The organism is Kitasatospora sp. NEAU-CNBT7, assembly GCF_057220535.1.
In genome coordinates this window covers 110189-128736 of sequence record NZ_JBXQQB010000010.1, presented here as the reverse complement: position 1 = coordinate 128736, position 18548 = coordinate 110189, and the positions used below count along the sequence as shown (strand labels likewise).

At 73.6% G+C, this 18548-nt stretch carries 19 protein-coding genes and 1 tRNA gene; 7 read left to right on the top strand and 13 right to left on the bottom strand.

Features of this window, described 5'->3' with window-relative positions:
* Positions 1–93: 93 nt before the first annotated feature.
* Entirely contained in the window at positions 94–810 is a 717-nt protein-coding gene (locus AC2TEW_RS16080) for a DUF6193 family natural product biosynthesis protein (protein ID WP_484624018.1), read from the bottom strand.
* Between the two features lie 195 nt (positions 811–1005).
* Here AC2TEW_RS16080 and AC2TEW_RS16075 point away from each other — a divergent pair.
* Positions 1006–1100: transfer RNA gene (locus AC2TEW_RS16075), tRNA-Cys, on the top strand.
* Positions 1101–1146: 46 nt separating this feature from the next.
* Here the strand turns inward: AC2TEW_RS16075 and AC2TEW_RS16070 are convergent.
* Positions 1147–2442, bottom strand: coding sequence for an NHL repeat-containing protein (locus AC2TEW_RS16070; RefSeq protein WP_484624017.1), 1296 nt, complete (start codon positions 2440–2442; stop codon positions 1147–1149).
* A 509-nt stretch (positions 2443–2951) separates the two neighbouring features.
* Here AC2TEW_RS16070 and AC2TEW_RS16065 point away from each other — a divergent pair.
* The 5 genes from AC2TEW_RS16065 to AC2TEW_RS16045 all read left to right on the top strand — a co-directional run bounded on the left by AC2TEW_RS16065 (position 2952) and on the right by AC2TEW_RS16045 (position 6529).
* Entirely contained in the window at positions 2952–3632 is a 681-nt protein-coding gene (locus tag AC2TEW_RS16065; protein WP_484624016.1) for an alpha/beta fold hydrolase, read from the top strand.
* Positions 3633–4036: 404 nt separating this feature from the next.
* A complete protein-coding gene (locus AC2TEW_RS16060; protein ID WP_484624015.1) occupies positions 4037–4570 on the top strand; it encodes a hypothetical protein in 534 nt (177 codons plus the stop codon).
* 257 nt (positions 4571–4827) lie between these two features.
* Complete coding sequence (locus AC2TEW_RS16055; protein ID WP_484624014.1) at positions 4828–5373, top strand: SMI1/KNR4 family protein; 546 nt, start codon at positions 4828–4830, stop codon at positions 5371–5373.
* Between the two features lie 32 nt (positions 5374–5405).
* Positions 5406–5867 (top strand): contact-dependent growth inhibition system immunity protein, encoded by a 462-nt coding sequence (locus AC2TEW_RS16050; protein WP_484624013.1) that lies wholly within the window; start codon positions 5406–5408, stop codon positions 5865–5867.
* The gene (locus AC2TEW_RS16045) at positions 5855–6529 is read left to right on the top strand and encodes a hypothetical protein (RefSeq protein ID WP_484624012.1); all 675 of its coding nucleotides are present in this window, start codon (positions 5855–5857) and stop codon (positions 6527–6529) included. Before AC2TEW_RS16050 ends, AC2TEW_RS16045 begins: the two co-directional genes overlap by 13 nt.
* Before the next feature lie 54 nt (positions 6530–6583).
* On the opposite strand, the gene AC2TEW_RS16040 is transcribed toward AC2TEW_RS16045, so the two are convergent.
* The 5 genes from AC2TEW_RS16040 to AC2TEW_RS16020 form a co-directional block, all read right to left on the bottom strand.
* On the bottom strand, positions 6584–8308 hold the full coding sequence (locus AC2TEW_RS16040) for an FAD-dependent oxidoreductase (RefSeq protein ID WP_484624011.1): 1725 nt from the start codon (positions 8306–8308) through the stop codon (positions 6584–6586).
* A gap of 169 nt (positions 8309–8477) precedes the next feature.
* Positions 8478–8915, bottom strand: coding sequence for an acyl-CoA thioesterase (locus tag AC2TEW_RS16035; protein ID WP_484624010.1), 438 nt, complete (start codon positions 8913–8915; stop codon positions 8478–8480).
* A 189-nt stretch (positions 8916–9104) separates the two neighbouring features.
* On the bottom strand, positions 9105–9527 hold the full coding sequence (locus AC2TEW_RS16030) for a hypothetical protein (RefSeq protein ID WP_484624009.1): 423 nt from the start codon (positions 9525–9527) through the stop codon (positions 9105–9107).
* Positions 9528–9819: 292 nt separating this feature from the next.
* Entirely contained in the window at positions 9820–10182 is a 363-nt protein-coding gene (locus AC2TEW_RS16025) for an Imm51 family immunity protein (protein WP_484624008.1), read from the bottom strand.
* A 294-nt stretch (positions 10183–10476) separates the two neighbouring features.
* Positions 10477–11175 carry a DUF4386 domain-containing protein gene (locus AC2TEW_RS16020; RefSeq protein ID WP_484624007.1) on the bottom strand — a complete coding sequence of 233 codons (699 nt, stop codon included), beginning with the start codon at positions 11173–11175 and terminating at the stop codon, positions 10477–10479.
* Between the two features lie 158 nt (positions 11176–11333).
* Here AC2TEW_RS16020 and AC2TEW_RS16015 point away from each other — a divergent pair, with 158 nt between their 5' ends.
* The gene (locus AC2TEW_RS16015) at positions 11334–11999 is read left to right on the top strand and encodes a TetR/AcrR family transcriptional regulator C-terminal domain-containing protein (protein WP_484624006.1); all 666 of its coding nucleotides are present in this window, start codon (positions 11334–11336) and stop codon (positions 11997–11999) included.
* Positions 12000–12060: 61 nt separating this feature from the next.
* On the opposite strand, the gene AC2TEW_RS16010 is transcribed toward AC2TEW_RS16015, so the two are convergent.
* From AC2TEW_RS16010 to AC2TEW_RS15985, 6 genes are all read right to left on the bottom strand, one after another.
* Positions 12061–12672: a DUF6058 family natural product biosynthesis protein gene (locus AC2TEW_RS16010; protein ID WP_484624005.1), complete on the bottom strand. Its 612-nt coding sequence runs from the start codon at positions 12670–12672 to the stop codon at positions 12061–12063.
* A gap of 104 nt (positions 12673–12776) precedes the next feature.
* Positions 12777–13829: an SDR family oxidoreductase gene (locus AC2TEW_RS16005; RefSeq protein ID WP_484624004.1), complete on the bottom strand. Its 1053-nt coding sequence runs from the start codon at positions 13827–13829 to the stop codon at positions 12777–12779.
* A gap of 5 nt (positions 13830–13834) precedes the next feature.
* On the bottom strand, positions 13835–15139 hold the full coding sequence (locus tag AC2TEW_RS16000; protein ID WP_484624003.1) for a beta-ketoacyl-[acyl-carrier-protein] synthase family protein: 1305 nt from the start codon (positions 15137–15139) through the stop codon (positions 13835–13837).
* Positions 15136–16788, bottom strand: coding sequence for an aminotransferase class III-fold pyridoxal phosphate-dependent enzyme (locus AC2TEW_RS15995; RefSeq protein ID WP_484624002.1), 1653 nt, complete (start codon positions 16786–16788; stop codon positions 15136–15138). Before AC2TEW_RS15995 ends, AC2TEW_RS16000 begins: the two co-directional genes overlap by 4 nt.
* Positions 16785–17318: a type II toxin-antitoxin system RatA family toxin gene (locus AC2TEW_RS15990; protein WP_484624001.1), complete on the bottom strand. Its 534-nt coding sequence runs from the start codon at positions 17316–17318 to the stop codon at positions 16785–16787. Before AC2TEW_RS15990 ends, AC2TEW_RS15995 begins: the two co-directional genes overlap by 4 nt.
* Positions 17305–18471: a GNAT family N-acetyltransferase gene (locus AC2TEW_RS15985; RefSeq protein ID WP_484624000.1), complete on the bottom strand. Its 1167-nt coding sequence runs from the start codon at positions 18469–18471 to the stop codon at positions 17305–17307. Before AC2TEW_RS15985 ends, AC2TEW_RS15990 begins: the two co-directional genes overlap by 14 nt.
* Positions 18472–18548 lie beyond the last annotated feature (77 nt).

The following is an 18548-nucleotide window of genomic DNA, read 5'->3' as shown; positions in this document are numbered from 1 at the left end:
GCTAGGCCGGGGCACCGACACTCCGCCCCCGTTTCGCCGCACTCCGGCACCCGGCTCGACGCCCTCGCCGTCCCGCGCCGCGGGGCAGGCGGGTCAGCGGGCCGGGCCGGTGCCCTCCGGGAGCGAGGCCACCGCGAGCGCGACCGCCTCCTCGGGACTGCTGGTGTGGGCGACTTCCTCACCCCGGTCCCGGACGAGGTAGCGCCCGTCGCGGAGCGGATCGATCGAGTAGCCGACCCGGGCGTACGGGAGCTCCGGGCTGGAGGAGAACCAGAGCAGGTAATGGCTGGTGACCGGCCTGAGCCGGCGGAGTTCCGGCCGGGCGTGCGCCGCCTCCAGGAGCGCGAGCCGGCTGCGGGCATGCGGGCCGCGGCCCCACGTGAACGGGGACCGGCGGACCGCGTCGATCAGGTGCCACCAGGCCAGCTCGACCCGGTCGAACGGCTCGCGCTCGTGGGCGAGGGCCCAGTCCTCGAACCCGATGAACGAGGCAGCGGCCCGGGTCGCCTCGAGGCCGATCCCGCTCGACCAGGCGGCTGCGCACCTGACGACGGCGTCGAGGTCCGTGGTGGATCCGGAGGCGAGCCAGGCGTTCCGCAGGCAGCACTGCACCCAGTAGCCACGCACGTCCCGGAAGTCACGCACGATCACGCGGCGACCGTCGGCGGTCCCGTAATCCGCCCTGCGCTCCCACTGCTCCTCCGGCGCGGGCAGGTCGAGGCCCAGTCGGGCGGCCGCGCGGCACAGCGCGTCCGCGAGACTGCCGGCGGTCTCCGGCGGGGTGGCACGGGGCAGTGAGGAGGAGGTCATCCGCCCAGTGTGCCGTGCAGCAGGGCATCCGTTCGGGCGAGGGGCGGATCCGTCGGGGATCGGCGGGCCTCAGCGGGCCTCAGTGGGAATCAGTGGGAATCAGTGGGGCGTCAGTGGGGCGTCAGCATCCGGTCAGGCGGGTGGGGCATGCTGATGGCACGTCAGGGGGTCCCGGAGAACGGGCTCCCGGGACTGGGAGAGGTGCCCGGAGCGGTTCATCGGGTGCCTGGCCGGCAACGGCCGAGCAGGGTCCGCGAGGGCCCGCGCAGGTTCGAATCCTGCCCTCTCCGCCCATCCGGCCGGGCCGGGCGAACGCGACCGCTGCCGGACGTGGTGTCAGCCGAGCAGATAGCGGGCCACGCAGACGTCGCGGCCGGAGGCGCCGCGGTCGCATTCCCCTGCGGCGATCAGCCCGCCGTGACCGGCCAACGCGATGTCGTAGACCTCGTTGTCGCCACCGGCGGTGCCGGCCGGGGTGACCGTGAATCCGCCGGTCCCGAAACCCGGGTCGGGAGTTCCGTCCTCCAGGTATCGGCCGACCAGGAAGTTGCTGTCCACGAGGAACTCGGAAGCGGCGACGCTGCCGCCGACCACGATCCGGCCGTCCGGCTGGACGACCAGGCCCTCCAGGTCGTCGTCGGTGTCGCCCGGGCCGACGTTGGTCAGCACCGTGCCCCCGGTGCCGAAGGACGGGTCGAGCGCACCGTCCGGCGTGTAGCGGACCAGTGCCAGATCGAACGGGCCGCCGGTGTCGGCGGATCCGCCGGCCACCAGTCGGCCGTGCCGGTCCAGTGCCACGGCCTCTGCGAGGTCGAGCGCGTCGCCGGCGGCGACCGGGGTGACCACCACGCCCGGCAGGACGGCGCCCGCGCCGAACGACGCGTCGAGGCTTCCGTCCGGCAGGTAGCGGCCGACCGCGAAGCTGGTGCCGCCCGCGTCGCCGCCGAGGGTGGCCGAGCCCGCCACCACGATCCGGCCGTGGCGATCGAGCGTCATGCCCTTGAGCTGGTCGCGCTGTCCGCCGACATCGGTCACCACGATGCCGGGCCGGCCGCCGGAGCATCCGAAGGACGGGTCGAGGGTGCCGTCGGGCAGATACCGGGCGAGCGCCCAGTCGCGCGTCGCGGTGTCCGGGCCCGTCGCGGTGTAGCCGGCGACCGTGATCCGTCCGTCCGGCAGTACCACGAGGTTCCCGGGCTCGTCGTCCCCGGGGCCGAGCGAGGTGTAGACCCGGCCGCCGTTCCCGAAGGACGGGTCGAGGGTCCCGTCGGGCAGGTAGCGCGCGAGGGCCCAGTCCTCGTCGCCGGCCGCCGTCACGGCATGCCCGGTGGCGACGATCCTTCCGTCGGGCTGGACGGCGAGCCGCCAGATGTTCTCGTCACCGTCACCGCCCGCGGCCGACATCGGGGTGAGGACGGTACCGCCGGTGCCGAAGCTCGGGTCCGGCGCGCCGTCGGGCAGGTAGCGGGAGATCCGCCACTGTGTCCCGCCTCCGGCCTCGCCGAGGTCGGAGGAGCCGGAGACCAGGATCCGGCCCTGCTGGTCTACGGCCAGCCCGTTCTGGAAGTCGCTGCCCGCGCCGGGCGCCGTCGCGGTGGCAACGATCCCACCGGTGCCGAACCGCGGATCCAAGGTTCCCGCCCGCCCGGACGGATGCCCCTCCGGACCCGGTGTCGCGTGTGCCGCCCCGCTCGGAAGAACCGCGGCAACCCCCGTGCAGAGCACCGCAGCCGTGGCGACCAACCACTGACGGGGCGTGGGGCGGCGGAGGTCCGCACTCGTACAGGTCATGGGGGTTCTCCCAGCTCTCTCGGACCGGACCGATGCCCCCTCAGGCCGGATCCTGACACGGCCCGGTCAGGCCGCCAAGGACCCCGGCGGCGCGTCATCCGCGAACCCGGCCGCGAAGAACGGCCGCTTGCGGGGCCCGCGCCGGGCACCGGTGTACCGGGCACCCGAAGCGGACCGTCCCGGAGCGGACCTCGAGGTCGCCGAACGGGTGCGGGTATCTCGCGGCCCTGGGGCGCGCCGTCCGTCCGAAGCGCACGGACTGGGGGACGATCGGCCTCGGGCCGATCCCGGCCGCCCAGGGGGGATCCGACGCTGCGCGACGTGCAGGTCTTCACGGAGGAGGAACCATCATGGCGGGCAAGCCAAGCATCGTCTTCGCCCACGGGCTCTGGGCCGACGGGTCGTGCTTCAGCAAGCTCATCCCGACGCTCCAGGCCGAGGGGCACGAGGTCTTCGCCTCGCAGCACGGCCTCAACTCCCTGGAGAGCGACGTCGCGTGCGTGAACTTCACGCTCAACCACGTCCCCGGGCCGATCGTGCTCGTCGGCCACTCGTACGGCGGCACGCTGATCACCAAGGCGGGCACCCACGACCGGGTCGGCGCGCTGGTGTACATCGCCGCGCTCGGCCCGGACGAGGACGAGACCTCGCAGCAGCACCAGGCGCAGTTCGCCACCACGCCGGTCTTCCAGCACATCGAGGTCGCCGACGGCCGCCTGTGGCTCAAGGCCTCGGGCGTTCCGGACTTCTGCGGGGACCTCCCGGAGGCCGAGCAGAAGCTGGTGCTGGCGACGGGTGCGGTGCCGGTCGCCGACCTGTTCGACCAGCAGGTGCCGGGTACCGCCTGGCGCACCAAGCCCAGCTGGTACATCGTCGCCAACAACGACCGCACCGTGAACCCCGACCTGGAGCGCTTCGCGGCCGAGCGGATGGGCGCGAAGACCTACGACGTCGACAGCAGCCACGTCCCGATGCTGTCCCACCCGGACTTCGTCCTCGACGTGATCCGCGACGCGGCGAAGGCCCTGTAGCCCGCCGCCCCGGCCGCCCCGGTAAGCCGCAGCCGACGCCCCGCCCGGCCTCCAGAGGCCCGGAGCGGGGCGCCGTCGTGCGTACGGGGCCGTGCGGCCGGAAAGGCGCGACGGTATGGCCGCGGGGAGACCGGGCGGCGCGGCGGACAACCGCGGCCGGCCCTGGTGCGGCGCTCGATGCCGTTCCCACCGCGGCTCGGCCCGGTCGGCGGCCGATGGGGGCAGGTGCAGATCCTCGGCGAGCGCCGTCGGGTCCACGGCGCTGCCGCGACCGGATCGCAGCCGCAGGACGCGAGGCGGGCCACGCCCGGTAGCTCCCGTGCCTCCCGTAGCCTCCGGCCGCCGGTCCGGTTCCGGGCGGGGGTGGCAGGCCGGTGCGGGAGTGCGCCGCGTACTGTCGGCGGATGGGCGAACGGTGGGAGCACGGAGACGGCGGCGGCGGTCCGGAACGCGGGCAGGCCGACGGGCCGGTGGTATTCGCCTGTGCCACCTGCGGCGCCGCACTGACGCGGCCGCTCACGCGGATGCCGGCGGTCCCCGAGGCGCCGTACCACGCATGGTGGGAGACCGACGAGCGGGGCCCCTCGCCCGCGACCGTGCCGTCCGGCCACTACGCGATCGAGCCGGAGCCGTACGGCGCGCCCTTCGTGGTCGCCGAGGTACCCGGGCCGGTGATGCCACGCCACGGCGGCCGCTGGAACGCCGACGGCAAACCGCTGGTGTCGCAGGGTCCGCGGGGCAACATCGTCATCAACCCGGACGACGCCCGCGGCCTGGAACTGCGGCATGCCTCCGCCGCCTGCTGCGGCGCGACCCCGGACGGCGGCATGAACCAGCTGTGCGCCTGCGGAACCTTCGTTGCGACCCTCTGCTCCGACTGCTGCCTCCCGTACGAGCTCCACCTCTCCGCCGCCCACGTCCACGCCGCCCGCCCCTGAGCCCGGCCCCGGGCCGCCGCTCGTCTCCTGGGGGGCCGCACGGAGGCGGGGAGCGCGCGCGGATATGGTCCTGGCATGACAGACGAGTTCGATCTTGCCGGGGCTCTCGCCGCGGGCATTGAGAGCCGCAGCGGTGCGTGGAGCTTCATCACGGACTTCGCCGCCCACTGGGTGGCCCCGTTGGAGACGGCGACGGGTGAGCGGAGGACGATCTGGTCGCCGCGGAGGAGCGGCTCGGCCTCCGTCTCCCGGTGGCGATGCGTGAGGCGTATCTGGTCCTCGGGCGCCGCCGGGACCTCACCAGCAACCACGACGTGCTCCTGAGTCCTGCGCAGCTCTATGTCGACAGTGCCCAGGAGGCGTTGGTCTTCCGGCACGAGAACCAAGGAGCCTCCTCGTGGGGAGTTCTCCTCGACGACCTCCGGGACGACGATCCGGCGGTGTTCATCCGGGCGGACCTCGCCGACAAGTCCGCCGAACGGTGGGAGAGCTGGTTGGAACGCCTCTCGCTCTGCTTCGTCGAGATCGTTCTGTCCGAGGCCGTGCAGGCCGGTGGTGGGTCGTGCGACTTCCTGGAGGCCGATGACAACACTGCCGAGGAGCTGGAGGAGTTCTGCGTCCAGCTGTCGTTCCCGGCCTACCCTGTCGGCGAGGACGAGCCCGCGAGCCTCTGGTTCCTCGGCCGGGACGTCCTCCTGCGTGTCGACGACGGCATGGCCGTCCTGGCCCGCGGCCGCACCGAAGCAGACCTGGACCGCCTGCGCGACCGGATTCCGGGCGACTGGCTCTACGACCACCGTTGAACGACTGCGCTCTGCCGGAGGAGGACCGGTCGATGACTCGACCTGTGAACCGTGACCGCTCTCTTGACGAGCTCGAGCGTCACCGCCGGCCGGTCCGGTCGGTGGACGAGACCCGGCTGATGGCGGCCGTGCGCGAGCTCCGGGGCAAGCCGATCGGCGAGCTGACCGTCGAAGACCTGCGTCTGCTGATCGGGCAGGACGTCGGCCTCGTCCCTCTTCTGCCATTGGCGGTGGAGATCCTCGGCCCGGACCCGATGGCGGAAGGCGACATGTACGAGGGCGATCTACTGACCGCCGTCCTCACCAGGAAGGCGGGGATCTGGGACGAGCTCCCCGAACTCCGCAGGGAGGTCTGCCTGATCGTCTCGAAGTTGGCCGAGGCCGATGTGCCGCCTGCGCTGAGAAGCGAGATCGTGAGGTTCCTTGCAGGCTGCAGAGGAGCGGAACACCAGCGTTCGGAGAGGTCGAAGCGTCGGTTCGGATGTCGAGTTTGATCTGTTCCGACCGTATTCCGGGAGCGGGGCCGGTGGTTCGGGCTGCGCAGTACGATCAAACAACTCTGAGCAACCAGCAACCCGGAGATGGCCGTCTGCCCATGGTCTTCACGCTCGCGGAACACCCGGATCAACTCTTCGTCGACGGTCGAACCTGCCGTGGTGAGACAAGCACGGGCTCGGTGACGTGCTGGGATCTGGAGATACCCGGTCGACCCTCGCTCGTCGTTCGCGACACCGCCTGGACCAACGGCGAGCGCGATGTCGTCCTGCACCGCACCGAGACGCTGCCCGAGATGCCGGCCCGTCTCACCCAGCTGTTCAATCGCGAGCGCGCCGGCATCCATCCGGTGAACGCCGACCGCCGCCGAATCCTGGCCTACCTCGCCGTCCCGGACGACAGCAGGGATCGGCCACGCCGTCGGCGGTCCGTCACCGTTCAGGAGCTCGTCACCGCCTGCAACGCGGCCTGGTTCGCACAGCTTCTCGGTGCCTCGGGAGTCAGCCTGGCTTCCCCGGTGGATCCCCGATCGGGGGAGCCCGGCCGGGGTGAGCACGAGATTCACTTCGATGCCGACGACACCTACACCCCCGTTCTCGCCTACGTCCTCACCCGGCTGGTGCCGACGCTGCGCAGGGTCGGCTGGCTCGCCGGGTACTGAGCGACGGGCGAGCGCCGGACCGGGCCGCTGACGCCGTGCAACGCGGGGGAGCGGCTACGGGCAGAGGAGGCCCGTCCCGTCGGCCCGACGCCGATCGAAGACCAGCCGGACCGCCGCGGAGCCCTCACCGACCGCCGTCGCGACGCGTTTGACGCTTCCGCTCCGCACGTCGCCGACGCAGAACACCCCGGGGACGCTCGTCTCGAACGGCAGCGGCGCGCGACGGCCCGTCAGGCCGGTGTCCGGACCGGTGTCCAGGTCGTGCCCGGTGAGGACGAAACCCTTTGCGTCCGTGGCCAGTCGGCCGTCCAGCCAGTCCGTGCAGGGGGTCGCGCCGATGAACACGAAGACCGCGGCGACCGCCAGCGCGGAGCGCCGGCCCGTGGCACGGTCGACGACCTCCAGGCCGGTGACCGAGGAGTCCGCCGTGAGGCCGACGGCCTCCGTGCGGAGCCGCACCCGGATCCGCGGGTTCGAGGCGATGGCGTCGATCAGGTACCGCGACATGGAGTGGTCGAGGTCCTCGCCACGGACCAGCAGGTGCACCGGATCCGAGGTCCGGGCCAGGAACACGGCCGCCTGGCCCGCCGAGTTCGCGCCGCCGATCACCGCGACCGGCCGCCCGGCCGCGTTCGCGGCCTCGGCGACCGTGGCCGCGTAGTGGACGCCGTTGCCCTCCCAGGCCTCGACGCCGGGGACGGCCAGCCGCCGGTAGCGGGCCCCGGTGGCGACGATGACGTCACGTGCGCTGAACGACCGTCCGTCCTCGCAGGTGACGGTGTGCAGGCCCCGGTCGCTCGCGAACGCGGTGGCGCGGGCGTTGCGGTGCAGACCGACCCCGAACTTCGTCGCCTGGATCACCCCGCGGGCGGCCAGTTCGGCGCCGGAGAGCCCGGCCGGGAAGCCGAGGTAGTTCTCGATCCTCGACGACGTGCCGGCCTGCCCGCCGAACGCGGCCGCATCGAGGAGCACGGTCCGCAGCCCCTCCGACGCCCCGTACACCGCCGCCGCCAGGCCGCCCGGGCCGCCGCCGACCACCAGCAGGTCGCAGGAGTCCCGGCCGCCGTCGCCACCCGGGCCGGCCGGCGGCTCCCCGAACTCGGCGGCGACATCGGCGGGCAGCGGATTGCGCAGCAGCGGACGGCCGGGCACCAGGACGATCGGCAGGTCCGCCACGGGCACCCGCAGCTCCCGCAACAGCGCCTCGGCGTCGGGCTGCTCCTCCAGATCGATCCAGGTCACGCCCATCCGGTTGGCCGAGAATGCCTGCATGAGCGCCCGGCACCGCTCGTCGTACCGCGAGCCGATCAGCGTCAGCCCGGCGCCCTTGCGCACCAGGTTGGCCCGGCGCGCGAGGAACGTCCGCAGGATGTGCTCACTGAGGTCCGCGTCCTGGGACACCAGCGTGCGGATCCGCTCCAGCGGGACCCGGAGCACCCGGCCGGGGCCGCTGGTCACACCGGTGAACCGGGCCCGCTCGCCCGTCAGCATGTCGAGCTCGCCCAGGAACTCCGCCGGCCCGTACGACGCGATAAGGCGCTCGTCCGGCTCGCCGAACCGCTCCACGACGTCCGCCGCCCCTTCGAGGACGACGAAGAAGTCGTAGGCCGCGTCGCCCGCCGCGAAGAGCACCTGGTCCGCGGCGGCGCGGTGTTCCGATCCGTGCGCCCCGAGCCGCCTCAACTGCTCGGCGGAGAGCGGCGACGCCGGGGTCCAGGCCGGATTCCCGCTCCGGGCGGCCTCGGTCCGACCGGCTTCGGTCCGGTGGAACCGGTGCATGCGGTGCCTTCTTTCACCTGGCGGCGGCGAGAGGGCGTGCGCCCCCTGGTCCCGAATCCTCCGCCGGATCGGCCACCGATTCACTCACCAAGGGGCTGAGCAGCAATCCGGATCCCCCGAACGGGCGAGTAGCGGGTCCACAATGTCCCCTCAGCGGCCGGCCCCGCGGTCAGATGCCCGGGTCGTAGTCGGTCAGCGCCTTGCGCGCGCGGGCCACCTGCTCCTCGGGCAGATCACAGGAACGCCGGGTCTCCCGATCGAGATGCACCCCGGTCAGCACCGTGACGGCAGCGACCTCACCGGTCTCCGCGTTCTCCATCCGGTGGACGAAACGGATCACCTTGCTGCGCACCTCCAGGACCGCCGACCGGACCACGACGAGGTCGCCCGCCCGCACCTCCTGCCGGTACGAGATCCGCTGGTCCACCGCGACCATGCCGCGGTTGTGGTCGCGCAGGTAGCTGGGCGTGATGCCGAGGCCCGCGAGGAGGTGCCAGGTCGCCTCGTCGAACTTGCCCACGTACCACATGACGTTCATGTGTCCCATGTGGTCGCAGTGCCACGGGTACACGGTCCCCTGGTAGGTGACCTCGAGCTCGGCGGCCATGGCTTCCTCGTCTTCGCTACCTCGGCGCACGGCGCTCCGGGCGGGGCGCAAGCTCATGTTAGCAACCGTTAACGTCGTCTCCGTTGGTCCATTCGGTGGGCTTCTCGGTGTACGTCAGGTCGCGCCGCGGCGTGGCGGGAGGCGGCGGACGGGGGCGCGACGGACGGGGCGTGACGACGGACGGGGGAGCTACGCCTCCCAGTGGACCCGGTGCCGGTGCCGGGTCGGCGGCACCACGGTGTCGTCACTGCCGTCACTGCCATTGCTGCCGTCGCTGTCGGCGTGCGGACCGGCGACCGCCGCGTCGAGGGCGCGGCGCAGGGCGGCGCGCTCGGCGGCCCGGGCGCGCCGTTCGTGGATCCGCCGGTCAGTGGCGGTCGAATCGTGCGTGTTCGCGTGGACGAGCTCGCGGACGACCACCTGCCGGCGTACCTGGGCGGGGACCCGGCGGCTCCCGGCCGTCCCGGCGGCGACGGCGGCCTCGGCGGGGTAGCGCAGGTCCCACGCGCTGACCACGCGCCACCAGGAGGTGGCCGGCCCGGCGGGGAGACGCCTCTTCGGGAGCCGCTTCGTGGCGGCCGAGTAGGTGACGTGGTGCACGGTACGGGACACGGCGACGCACTCTACCCAGCGGCTGCCGCCCGGGACAGGCGTTTTCCTGCGGGCGGTGGACGGCGCCGCCCGCAGGACCGGTGAGGCATCGACGGACACCGGCCGCGTCGAGGGCGGTGACGTGGAACCCGCCACCGTCCAGGAGCCGTTGGGCGCGGACGGATATCGCCGGGTGCTTCTTGTGGTTCCCACCGTCGTGGGCCATCAGGACTCACGGAGCCCTTTCGGTAGGGGCGGAGGCCGACACAGGCCACGGGACGGCCGTCCTGCGGGTTCCACCGGCCCGCCGCGTTCACGGCTGCGGTCGGTCGAGGAGGCGCGGGTCGGCGGCCCGGATGTAGTGGCTGAGGAGTTCACGGTCGTGGAAGGCGGAGTGCAGAAGGACAGCCAGCTCGGTGAGGGCTTCCAGGTCGGGTCCCGTGACGACGAAGGTGTCACCCTCCGAGCCGAAGTGGAGCTTGTCGACGTGCTTGGGCAGGTGGGAGCGGACCAGGGACTCGGCCAGGCTCTCCCAACCATGACCGTTGCCTTCGGCGCCGTGCTCCTCGAACACGTCGGCGACCTGGTCCATCTCGATGAAGTAGAGGCAGTGAGAGGGATCGGGCCCGCTGTCCACGTCCAGGCGGAACGGGGCCAGAGTCGATACATCGGTCATGCGCTGATGGTAGAGACGGCTGCATTCCTTGCCGGGCGTGGGTGGCCGGTGAGGCCGGGCTGTTGCGCGTCCGCCCTTGGCGCTCGCCTTGGTGGCGGCAGGACGGCCGGTGACGGCGGCGGTGCCGTTCGCGCAACTGTCCCATGCCGGGGGTCGGTTCTTGGTGGGTGCTCCGGTGGCGGTCGTCGATCTGGTCGAGACGCCGGAGTGGCACGGGCCCCTCCTGGCCGCGCGGTCGTGCTGCGCCGGGCCAGGGCCGGGGTTCGGTCGCCCCGGGCGCCAGTGTGAGCGCGGTCAGGGGAGCACCGGGGAGGCGTCCGGGTGTCGCGGCCGGGTTGTCGGGGCGGTCGTGCGGGTGCGGAAGCCGCGGATGATGAGCCAGAGGGCGAGGGACACCTCCCAGGCGAAGACCGGCAGGGCCGCGGCCGTGCCCGGGCCGGAGAGCTGCGCGTAGCGGCCGAAGAGCACGGCCACCGCCGAGGCGCAGATCAGCGGCCCGCCGACCAGTCCGAGGACGGTGATCGCCCGGGGTGCCACCCGGGCGCGGTGGAGAAGGGCCGCCAGCAGCAGGGTGTTGACGCCGAGGACCAGGTTGGGGCCGAGCAGGAAGGTCCAGTCGTGGACCGCGACGAGGGCCCGGGCGGCCGCGGCCAAGGGCGGGGCGTCGGTGCCGTGCGCCGCCGCGTCCCGGCGCAGCGTCACCACCGCGAGCAGGCTGACCAGTCCGAGGACGATCACGACCGCCTCCAGCAGTCGGACGCAGACGTAGCCGAGGGCGACCCCCTCGTGCTGCCGCCGCAGGACCGGGAAGAGCATCACCCCGGTGCCCACCACCGCCAGCGCCAGCACCACTTCGCACAGCGCGCCGAGCAGCACCCGGCCGTCGGCACCCGCGCCGAGCACGTAGTCCGAGCCGCCGAGCAGGGGCCGGTACAGCGCCAGTCCGGCCATCGCGGTCACTTCGGTGACCAGGAACAGCACCCCCGCGGCCACGCCGTTCCGCCGGTCCGTCCACCTGTCCGTCCCCCTTTCCGTCCGTCTGGCTGTCCGTCCGTCCGTCTGCCGGTCCGTGTCCATGCGGCCTCCCCATCCCCTGGGGTGTACGGCGTACACCTTGGCACACCATAGGTGTACGCCGTACACTCGTCAAGGTGAACCAGTCAACGGACGGGGAGCGCCGGGCCCCACTGAGCCGGCAGCGGGTCCTGGAGGCGGCGGTGTCGTTCGCCGACGCCGCCGGAACGGACGTGCTGAGCATGCGCAAGCTCGCACAGGAGCTGGGCGTGGTGCCGATGGCGCTCTACAAGCACGTCGCCAACAAGGACGAACTCCTCGACGGCATGGTGGATCTCGTCGTCGCCGAGATCGGCCCGCCCGGGGCGGGCGCATGGAAGAGCGCGATGCGGGCGCGCATCCTCGGGGCGCGCCGGGCGCTGCGCAGGCATCCCTGGGCGGCCCGCGTGATCGAGTCGCGCACCGCGCCGCCGCCGGCGCTGCTCGGCTACCTCGACTCGATGGCCGGCATGTTCAGGGCAGGAGGCTTCTCCGTCGCCCTCACGCACCACGCGATGCACGCGATGGGCAGCAGGCTGCTCGGCTTCAGTCAGGAGCTGTTCGACGACACCGGCGCCGCCCCCGATCCCGCGCTCGTCCGGCAGTTGGCGCGCACCTACCCGCACATCGCGGAAATCGCCGGGGCGGCGGCCGGACATGACGCGGCCTCGACCGTGGGCGCCTGCGACGACCAGGCCGAGTTCGAATTCGCGCTGGACCTGCTGCTGGACGGCCTCGAACGGCTGAAGGCCGCCGAGGCGTGAGCGCCGGTGGTCCCGCCGCCCGGCCCCGGCGGCGGGACCACTGGTGGGACCAGCGGCGGGACTAGCGGCGCTCGGCGGGGCGCGGGAAGCGTGCCCGCATCCCGTCGATGCAGACGTCGCGGGAGGTCGGGCCGCCGAAGCGCAGGCGGTCGTAGGCGGTGAACGCCGGCTCCAGCCCGTCCAGTTCGTCGATCAGCGCGTGCAGCCGCGACGACCACGGTGCGGACCCGGCGTCGGACTCGTCCGGCGCCGCACCGATCGCGGCCGTCAGTGCGCCCTTGCGCCGGATGGTCGCGGGGGTCACCGAGTGCAGGCACACGTACTGCCCGCTCAGGTAGGCCGCCCACTCCGAGCGGCCGTCCGCCGGATCCGCCCAGTGGGCGACGAACCAGGCCTCCAGCCGGTCCGTCCCGCCCGCCTCCTCGGCCAGCGCGAACAGGTCCGACGGCACCATCTCCGCGCCGTCCGAACGCAGGTACCCCGGCAGCGGCAGCAGACCCGCCAGCATCAGCCGACGGGTCGCGTCGGCGGAGTGCCCCAGGGCCGCGCACAGCTCCTCCAGGGCGACGAACTGCCCGCTGACGTAGGCGTCGTCGGCCTCCGTCATCGGATGGACGCCGTTGACCTCGACGAAACGAGCGGCGAGCTGCTGCTTCAGGTCACTGTCCGGCATGCGTGGGCCCCCTTGCTGTCGTGCGCACGGCTGCCTTCCGCCGAGCTGCGCACAGCGTATCGCACGCATGTTCGATAAGAGGGGCCCTGGCCTCCGGCCCGCCGTCACGCACCGACCGGTTGGGCGCGGTCGTCGATCAGCGTCCACGGCTGGGGTGCGGCCAGGGCCAGGCGGGGACGGGCGGCGGCCCAGTGGCGGACGGCGGCCGCCATCACGGCGGCGGGGTCGGTGACCGTCCGGGTGGGGGTGAAGGGCCGGCCCATGCTGGTGTAGCTCTGGAACATGGCGAGCAGTTTGACCGCCTGGCTCTGCACCGGGGAGAGGTACCGGTCCGCGAGCGGCAGGAAGAAGCGGTCCCAGCTGTCGCCCGGGACGATCCGCGGCCGCTCGATCGGCGGCACACCTGCAGCCTGCCGGACCTCGTTGAGGGTGCGGCAGATGGTGTCGAGGAGGGTGTCCAGCGTCAGGCTGCCGGGGCCGGCGGCGATCACCTCGGTGCGCGGGGTGCCGGGCGGTTCGGCGAGGGCGGCCGCGGCGACGGCCTCGGCGACCTCGTCGACGGGACTGATCTCGGCGTAGCCGCCCGGGTCGCCGACCACCACGGCCGCCAACCCGGACACCAGGGCCTGGAGCATGGTGTACGGGCCGGAGAAACGGGAGATCTCGCCGGAGCCGCGGCGTCCGACGATCAGCGGCGGGCGCACCACCGTCAGCGGCCCGGGATGCTCGGTACGCACGACCTCCTCGCACCTGGCCTTGGACCACTCGTAGCCGTTGCGGTAGCCCTCGAACTCCGCTCCCCGCAGGTCCTCGGGATTGCGGACCCCGCCGACGTACGCGGTGGACAGGTGGACCAGGTGGGTGCCGCGGTCGGCGAGGGCCAGCACCGCCCGCAGCGGGTCGATGTTGGCCCGTACCGCCTCCTCGCGGCCGAGGGTCCACCGGGTGGTGGCGGCCGAGTGCACGATGACGTCCCAGTGCCCGGCGAGCTCGGCCGGCGGCGGCTCGGCGCCGATCCGCCAGCGGACCAGGGTGTCGTCCGCGGCCCGGCGGGCGACCCGGGTGAGGGTGTGGCCGGGGGGCGCCCAGTCCGGGCCGAGCCGGTGCACGACCTCGGCGCCGACCACTCCGGTGGCTCCGGTGAGAAGGATTCGCATGGGTGTCATCTCTGCTGGGGCGTACGGGGAGGCAGCGCGGAGCCGGGGAAGGGGAGGATGCCCGGGTCGGCCGGCACGAGGACCAGGCAGGCGTTCTGGCCGCCGAAGCCGAAGGAGTTGGACAGGACGGCGGCGGGCGCGATGCTGCGGGGCGACCCGACCACCAGGTCCACCAGGTCGGCCTCCGGGCTGGCCCGCAGGTTGGCGATCGGCGGGACGGTGCCGCGGGCGGCGCACAGCAGGGCGAGCGCGGCCTCCAGTGCGCCGGAGCCGCCGATCAGATGGCCGGTGACGCCCTTGACGGCGGTCACCGGCGGCGACTGGCCGTGAAAGCACCGTTCGATCGCCCGGGCCTCGGCCCGGTCGTTCAGCACGGTGGAGGTGCCGTGGGCGTTGATGTGGCCGATGTCGGCGGTGGACAGGCCCGCGTCGGCGAGGGCCTGCCGCATGCAGCGGCCCGCGGTCGCGCCGTCCTCGGTCGGGGCGACGATGTGGGAGGCGTCGCAGTTGTCGGCGAACCCGGCCACCTCGCCGTAGATCCGGGCGCCGCGCGCGTGCGCCAGGTCCCACCGCTCGAGGACCAGGACGGCCGCGCCCTCGGCCATCACGAAGCCGTCCCGGTCGCTGTCGAAGGGACGGCTGGCCAGCTCCGGGTCGGCGTTGCGTACGGACATCGCCCGCATCCGGGCGAAGGCGCCCATCACCACGGTGGTGACCGCCGAGTCGGTGCCGCCGGCGAGCGCCGCGTCGAGGTCGCCGTACCGGATCTTGCGGGCGGCCTCGCCGACGGCGGTGGTACCGCTGGCGCAGGCGCTGGCGTACGTGGTGCAGGCCCCCTGGAACCCGTAGCGCATGGCCAGCCGGGTGGCCGGCGAGTTGGCCATGGTCCTGGGCACGGTGTGGACCGGCATGTCCCTGGGGCGGGCGGCGTGGCTGAGGGTGACCTCCTCCATGCTGGGCAGGCCGCCGATCCCGGTGCCGATCTGGACCCCGACCCGCTCCGGCGCGAGGCCGACCGGGAGCCCCGCGTCCTCGACGGCATCGGTGGCGGCGCACAGCAGGAGCCGGGTGGTCCGGTCGATCTGGCGCGACTCGCGGCGGGTGAGGTAGGCGTCGAGATCGAACTCCGGTACCAGGCAGGCGAAGTGGACCGGCAGGTCGGCCTCGATCAGACGGGGCACGGTCACCGCGGTGGACCCGCCCTTCAGCACCGCGGTGTAGGCCGCCTCCGGGTCGTTGCCGGCCGGCGACTTCAGGCCGATGCCGGTCACGGCCACCCGGTGGCCGCCGGAGCGGTGCCGGCGGGTCATGAGCGGCCCGCCGTACGCGCCTGGAGCAGGTCGATGGCCTGGCCGACGGTCTGCGCGGCGGTCAGGTCCTCGACCTCGATCCGCAGCCGGAGGGAACGCTCCAACCGGGCGCCGACCTCCATCAGTTCCAGGCTGTCGATGCCGAAGTCGACCTCGAGGCTGGTCTGTTCGCGGACCTCCTCGGCCTCGGTGCCGAGGACGTCCGAGATGACCGTCCTGACCAGCAGTGACAGTTCTTCGCGAGTGGGCATGTCCGTCGTTCCTTCCGTGCCGGTGGCGGTGGCGGTGCCGGTGGCGGGCTCAGGGGAGGCCCCCGGCCAGCGGTCGGCCGCCGCCAACGCCGCGTCGAGGATCCGGGCCGCCTCCGCGAGGTCGCCCGCCGTGCTGACCAGCGGCGGCAGCAGCCGGATGGTGGTGGGCCGGCTCAGACAGGGCGAGACCAGCAGGCCGGCGCCGGCGAGTTCGGCCAGCACCGTGCCCGCGGCCTGCGCGGAGGCCAGGTCGATCCCGCGCAGCAGACCCGCGCCGCGGACGGCCCGCACCACCCGCGGATGGTCGGCGCGCAGCCGGTCCAGGGCGGTGTCCAGCAGCAGCGACAGCCGCTGACCGTGCGGGGCCAGTTCCTCGATCGCCTCGAGGGCGGCGGGCAGCGCCGCGCAGCTGAGCGGGTGCCCGCCGAAGGTGGCGGAGTGCAGGAACGGATCGGCCGCCAGCGGCGCGTACAGCCGCTCGGAGCAGACCAGCGCGGACAGCGGGACGACGCCGCCGCCCAGCGGCTTGCCCAGCAGTACGGCGTCCACCGGCAGCCCGGCGGCGAGCGCGACCGAGCGCTCGCCGCAGCGGCGCAGCCCGCACTGGATCTCGTCCGCGATCACGAAGGCGCCGGCCCGTCGGGCATCCGCGCACCAGCGCCGCAGCACCTCGGCCGGCAGCGGGACGGCGCCGTTCTCGCCCTGCACCGGTTCCAGGACGACGGCGGCCACCTCCGCGGCGCGCACCTCCCGGAGCACGGCGCCGGGATCGGCCGGGTCCACGTGCACCACGTCCGCCGCGCAGCCCAGCAGCCCGCGCCGGTACAGCGGGTGGTGGGTCAGCGCCAGCGCGCCGGCCGACTTGCCATGGAACCCGCCCTCGACCGCCACCACCCTGCTGCGCCCGGTGGCGAGCCTGGCCAGCTTGACCGCGACCTCGACCACGTCGGCGCCGTTCAGCCCGAAGTACACCTTGGGCAGCGCGCCGCCCAGGTACTCGGCCAGGCAGGCGGCCGCCTCGGCCGCGACCGGGTTGGCCAGGCTCCGGGTCGAGGTGGGCATGGTCTCCAGCTGACGGCGGACGGCGGCCGCCACGGCCGGGTGGCGGTGCCCGAGCAGGGTGACGGCGTACGAGCCGAAGTCGAGCGCGGACCGGCCGTCGGAGAGGGTGACCCGGCAGCCCTCGGCGCCCGCCTCGACGGCACCGCGACCGGTGAAACCGCCGGTCAGCGCGAGCTTCGGCGACAGGTGCCGGCGCAGCCGGTCGAAGGTCAGGGAGGCGGCGGGGCCGGGGGCCGGTCCCATGGCCGATCCGGTGGTCGATCCGGGGGTGGCCAGCGTGTCGGCGCTCACCGGGTCGGCGGCCACGGTGTCGGTGCTCGCGGTGTCGGCGGTCACGGTGCGGCCTCCAGGAGGGCCGGCGACTGCGGCCCGGGGGTCCGCGCATCGGCGCTCGGCGCGTCCGCCCGCGTCCGCTCGGGGGCGGCCTGCGCCAGCAGGCGCCGTTCCAGGGCGGCGAGCATCTGTGCGGCGTTCTCCGTGAGGGCCCGCGAGGCGACCGGGTTGAGCATGTCGGCGAGCAGCGGGATGCCGATGTCGAAGTCGACGTGCAGCGAGACGGTGCTGCCGCCGCCGGGCGCGGCCTCCACCGCCCAGTGGCCCACGAACTCGCCCAGGTCGCCGGTCAGTTGGTGGAAGTCGAAGCGGCGGGCGCCCGGGTCGAGCCGGTCGGCCTCGGTCCACCGCAGGATGGAGTCCTCCAGCCGGACGGCCCAGGTGGTGGTGCGGTGGTGGTCGTCGGGCTGCTCGGTGACGACGACCGACTCGACGCTCTCCATGCAGTGCGGGTAGCTCTCCACGTCCACCACCGCCGCCCAGGCGGCGTCGGGCGGGACGGCGATCTGCAGTTCGACGTCAACTCGTGGCACGGGGAGGCCTTTCTTCGTCGGGCCCGAGCGGGTCGGCGCCCGCGGGCGGGAGGTGGGGGCCGAGCGCGGCGGCGCGTGCGGCGGCCAGGGCCGGGGGCAGCAGCCGCCGCAGGACGGCGCGGGGGAGCCGGCGGGTGTGCGTCATCGCGTACCACTGCTCGACCAGGTCGCAGCCGAGTTCGACCTTCGGCCGGTACGCGGTCTGGGCGAAGCGGATCCGGTCGCAGCCGGACTCGATGGCCAGCCGGATCGCCGCGTAGTGCACGTTGTGGTAGAGCCGCGCCTGGTGGGCGATCCGGTAGTCCAGGCCGATCCGGGCGCCGGCCGCCCCGGTCCCCGCGAACAGGCAGAGCAGGAAGGCGACCAGGCGCTCGCCCTCGAAGCAGGCCACCAGCCGTCGCCGCGGCCCGGGAGCCGCGTGCACGGCGGCGAGGAAGGAGGAGTCCAGCACCTCCAGGGTCTGGTCGGCCCGGTCCATCACCTGCCGGTAGAGGCCGAGGATCTCCGGCAGCAGGTCGGCGAAGTCCTCGCGGACCTCCGTCCGCAGCCCCGGGTGGGCCCGGAACTTGCGGATCTTGCTGCGGGCGTTGCGCCGCGGCCTGGCCGGCAGAGCGCCCAGGTACTCCTCGAACGAGTCGTGCCCCAACCGGAGTTCGGTGTCGGGCAGACTCGGCAGGAGGAAGAACCCGGCGTCGTCCAGCGCGGCGCGCAGGGGCGCCAGCCCGGCCGCGGTGAAGTCCTTGAACACCACCGTGCCCAGCCGCTCGCGCCGCGCCAGGTCGAGGACGCCCGCCACCAGCAGCCGCCAGACCTCGGGCGGTTGACGGCCGTCCGCCAGGACGTGCCCCTGCCCGAGCAGGTTCCCGCAGAAGAGCATCGGCACCCGCAGCAGCCGCGGGAACAGGCGCCGGACCGGTGCGAGCAGCCGCCGCTCGCGCGGACCCACCACGTCGTCCAGCCGCACGTCCCGGAACAGGCACAGCGGCAGCACCGCGGCCACCCCGGCGTCCTCCCGCACGACCAGGTAGGCGTACGAGTCGGGCCCGATCCGGGAGCACTCCATCGCGGTGAACAGCGACCGGGACCACATCGGGTCGTCGCCGGGCGCCAGCCGCTCCCAGAGCCCCGGCGGCAGCGCATCGACACCGGACACCACCTCGACCCGGTACCCCGGACGGGGGACCTCCGGTGCTGCCGGTGCTGCCGGGGTTTCTCGCCGCACTGCGGTCA

Coding starts and splice junctions, on each gene's coding strand:
- AC2TEW_RS16060 (WP_484624015.1), top strand. CDS start 4,037: ATGGGCGAACGGTGGGAGCACGGAGACGGCGGCGGCGGTCCGGAACGC.
- AC2TEW_RS16040 (WP_484624011.1), bottom strand. CDS start 8,308: ATGCACCGGTTCCACCGGACCGAAGCCGGTCGGACCGAGGCCGCCCGG.
- AC2TEW_RS16005 (WP_484624004.1), bottom strand. CDS start 13,829: ATGCGAATCCTTCTCACCGGAGCCACCGGAGTGGTCGGCGCCGAGGTC.
- AC2TEW_RS16010 (WP_484624005.1), bottom strand. CDS start 12,672: ATGCCGGACAGTGACCTGAAGCAGCAGCTCGCCGCTCGTTTCGTCGAG.
- AC2TEW_RS16000 (WP_484624003.1), bottom strand. CDS start 15,139: ATGACCCGCCGGCACCGCTCCGGCGGCCACCGGGTGGCCGTGACCGGC.
- AC2TEW_RS16080 (WP_484624018.1), bottom strand. CDS start 810: ATGACCTCCTCCTCACTGCCCCGTGCCACCCCGCCGGAGACCGCCGGC.
- AC2TEW_RS16050 (WP_484624013.1), top strand. CDS start 5,406: ATGACTCGACCTGTGAACCGTGACCGCTCTCTTGACGAGCTCGAGCGT.
- AC2TEW_RS16035 (WP_484624010.1), bottom strand. CDS start 8,915: ATGGCCGCCGAGCTCGAGGTCACCTACCAGGGGACCGTGTACCCGTGG.
- AC2TEW_RS16025 (WP_484624008.1), bottom strand. CDS start 10,182: ATGACCGATGTATCGACTCTGGCCCCGTTCCGCCTGGACGTGGACAGC.
- AC2TEW_RS16055 (WP_484624014.1), top strand. CDS start 4,828: ATGCGTGAGGCGTATCTGGTCCTCGGGCGCCGCCGGGACCTCACCAGC.
- AC2TEW_RS16045 (WP_484624012.1), top strand. CDS start 5,855: ATGTCGAGTTTGATCTGTTCCGACCGTATTCCGGGAGCGGGGCCGGTG.
- AC2TEW_RS16065 (WP_484624016.1), top strand. CDS start 2,952: ATGGCGGGCAAGCCAAGCATCGTCTTCGCCCACGGGCTCTGGGCCGAC.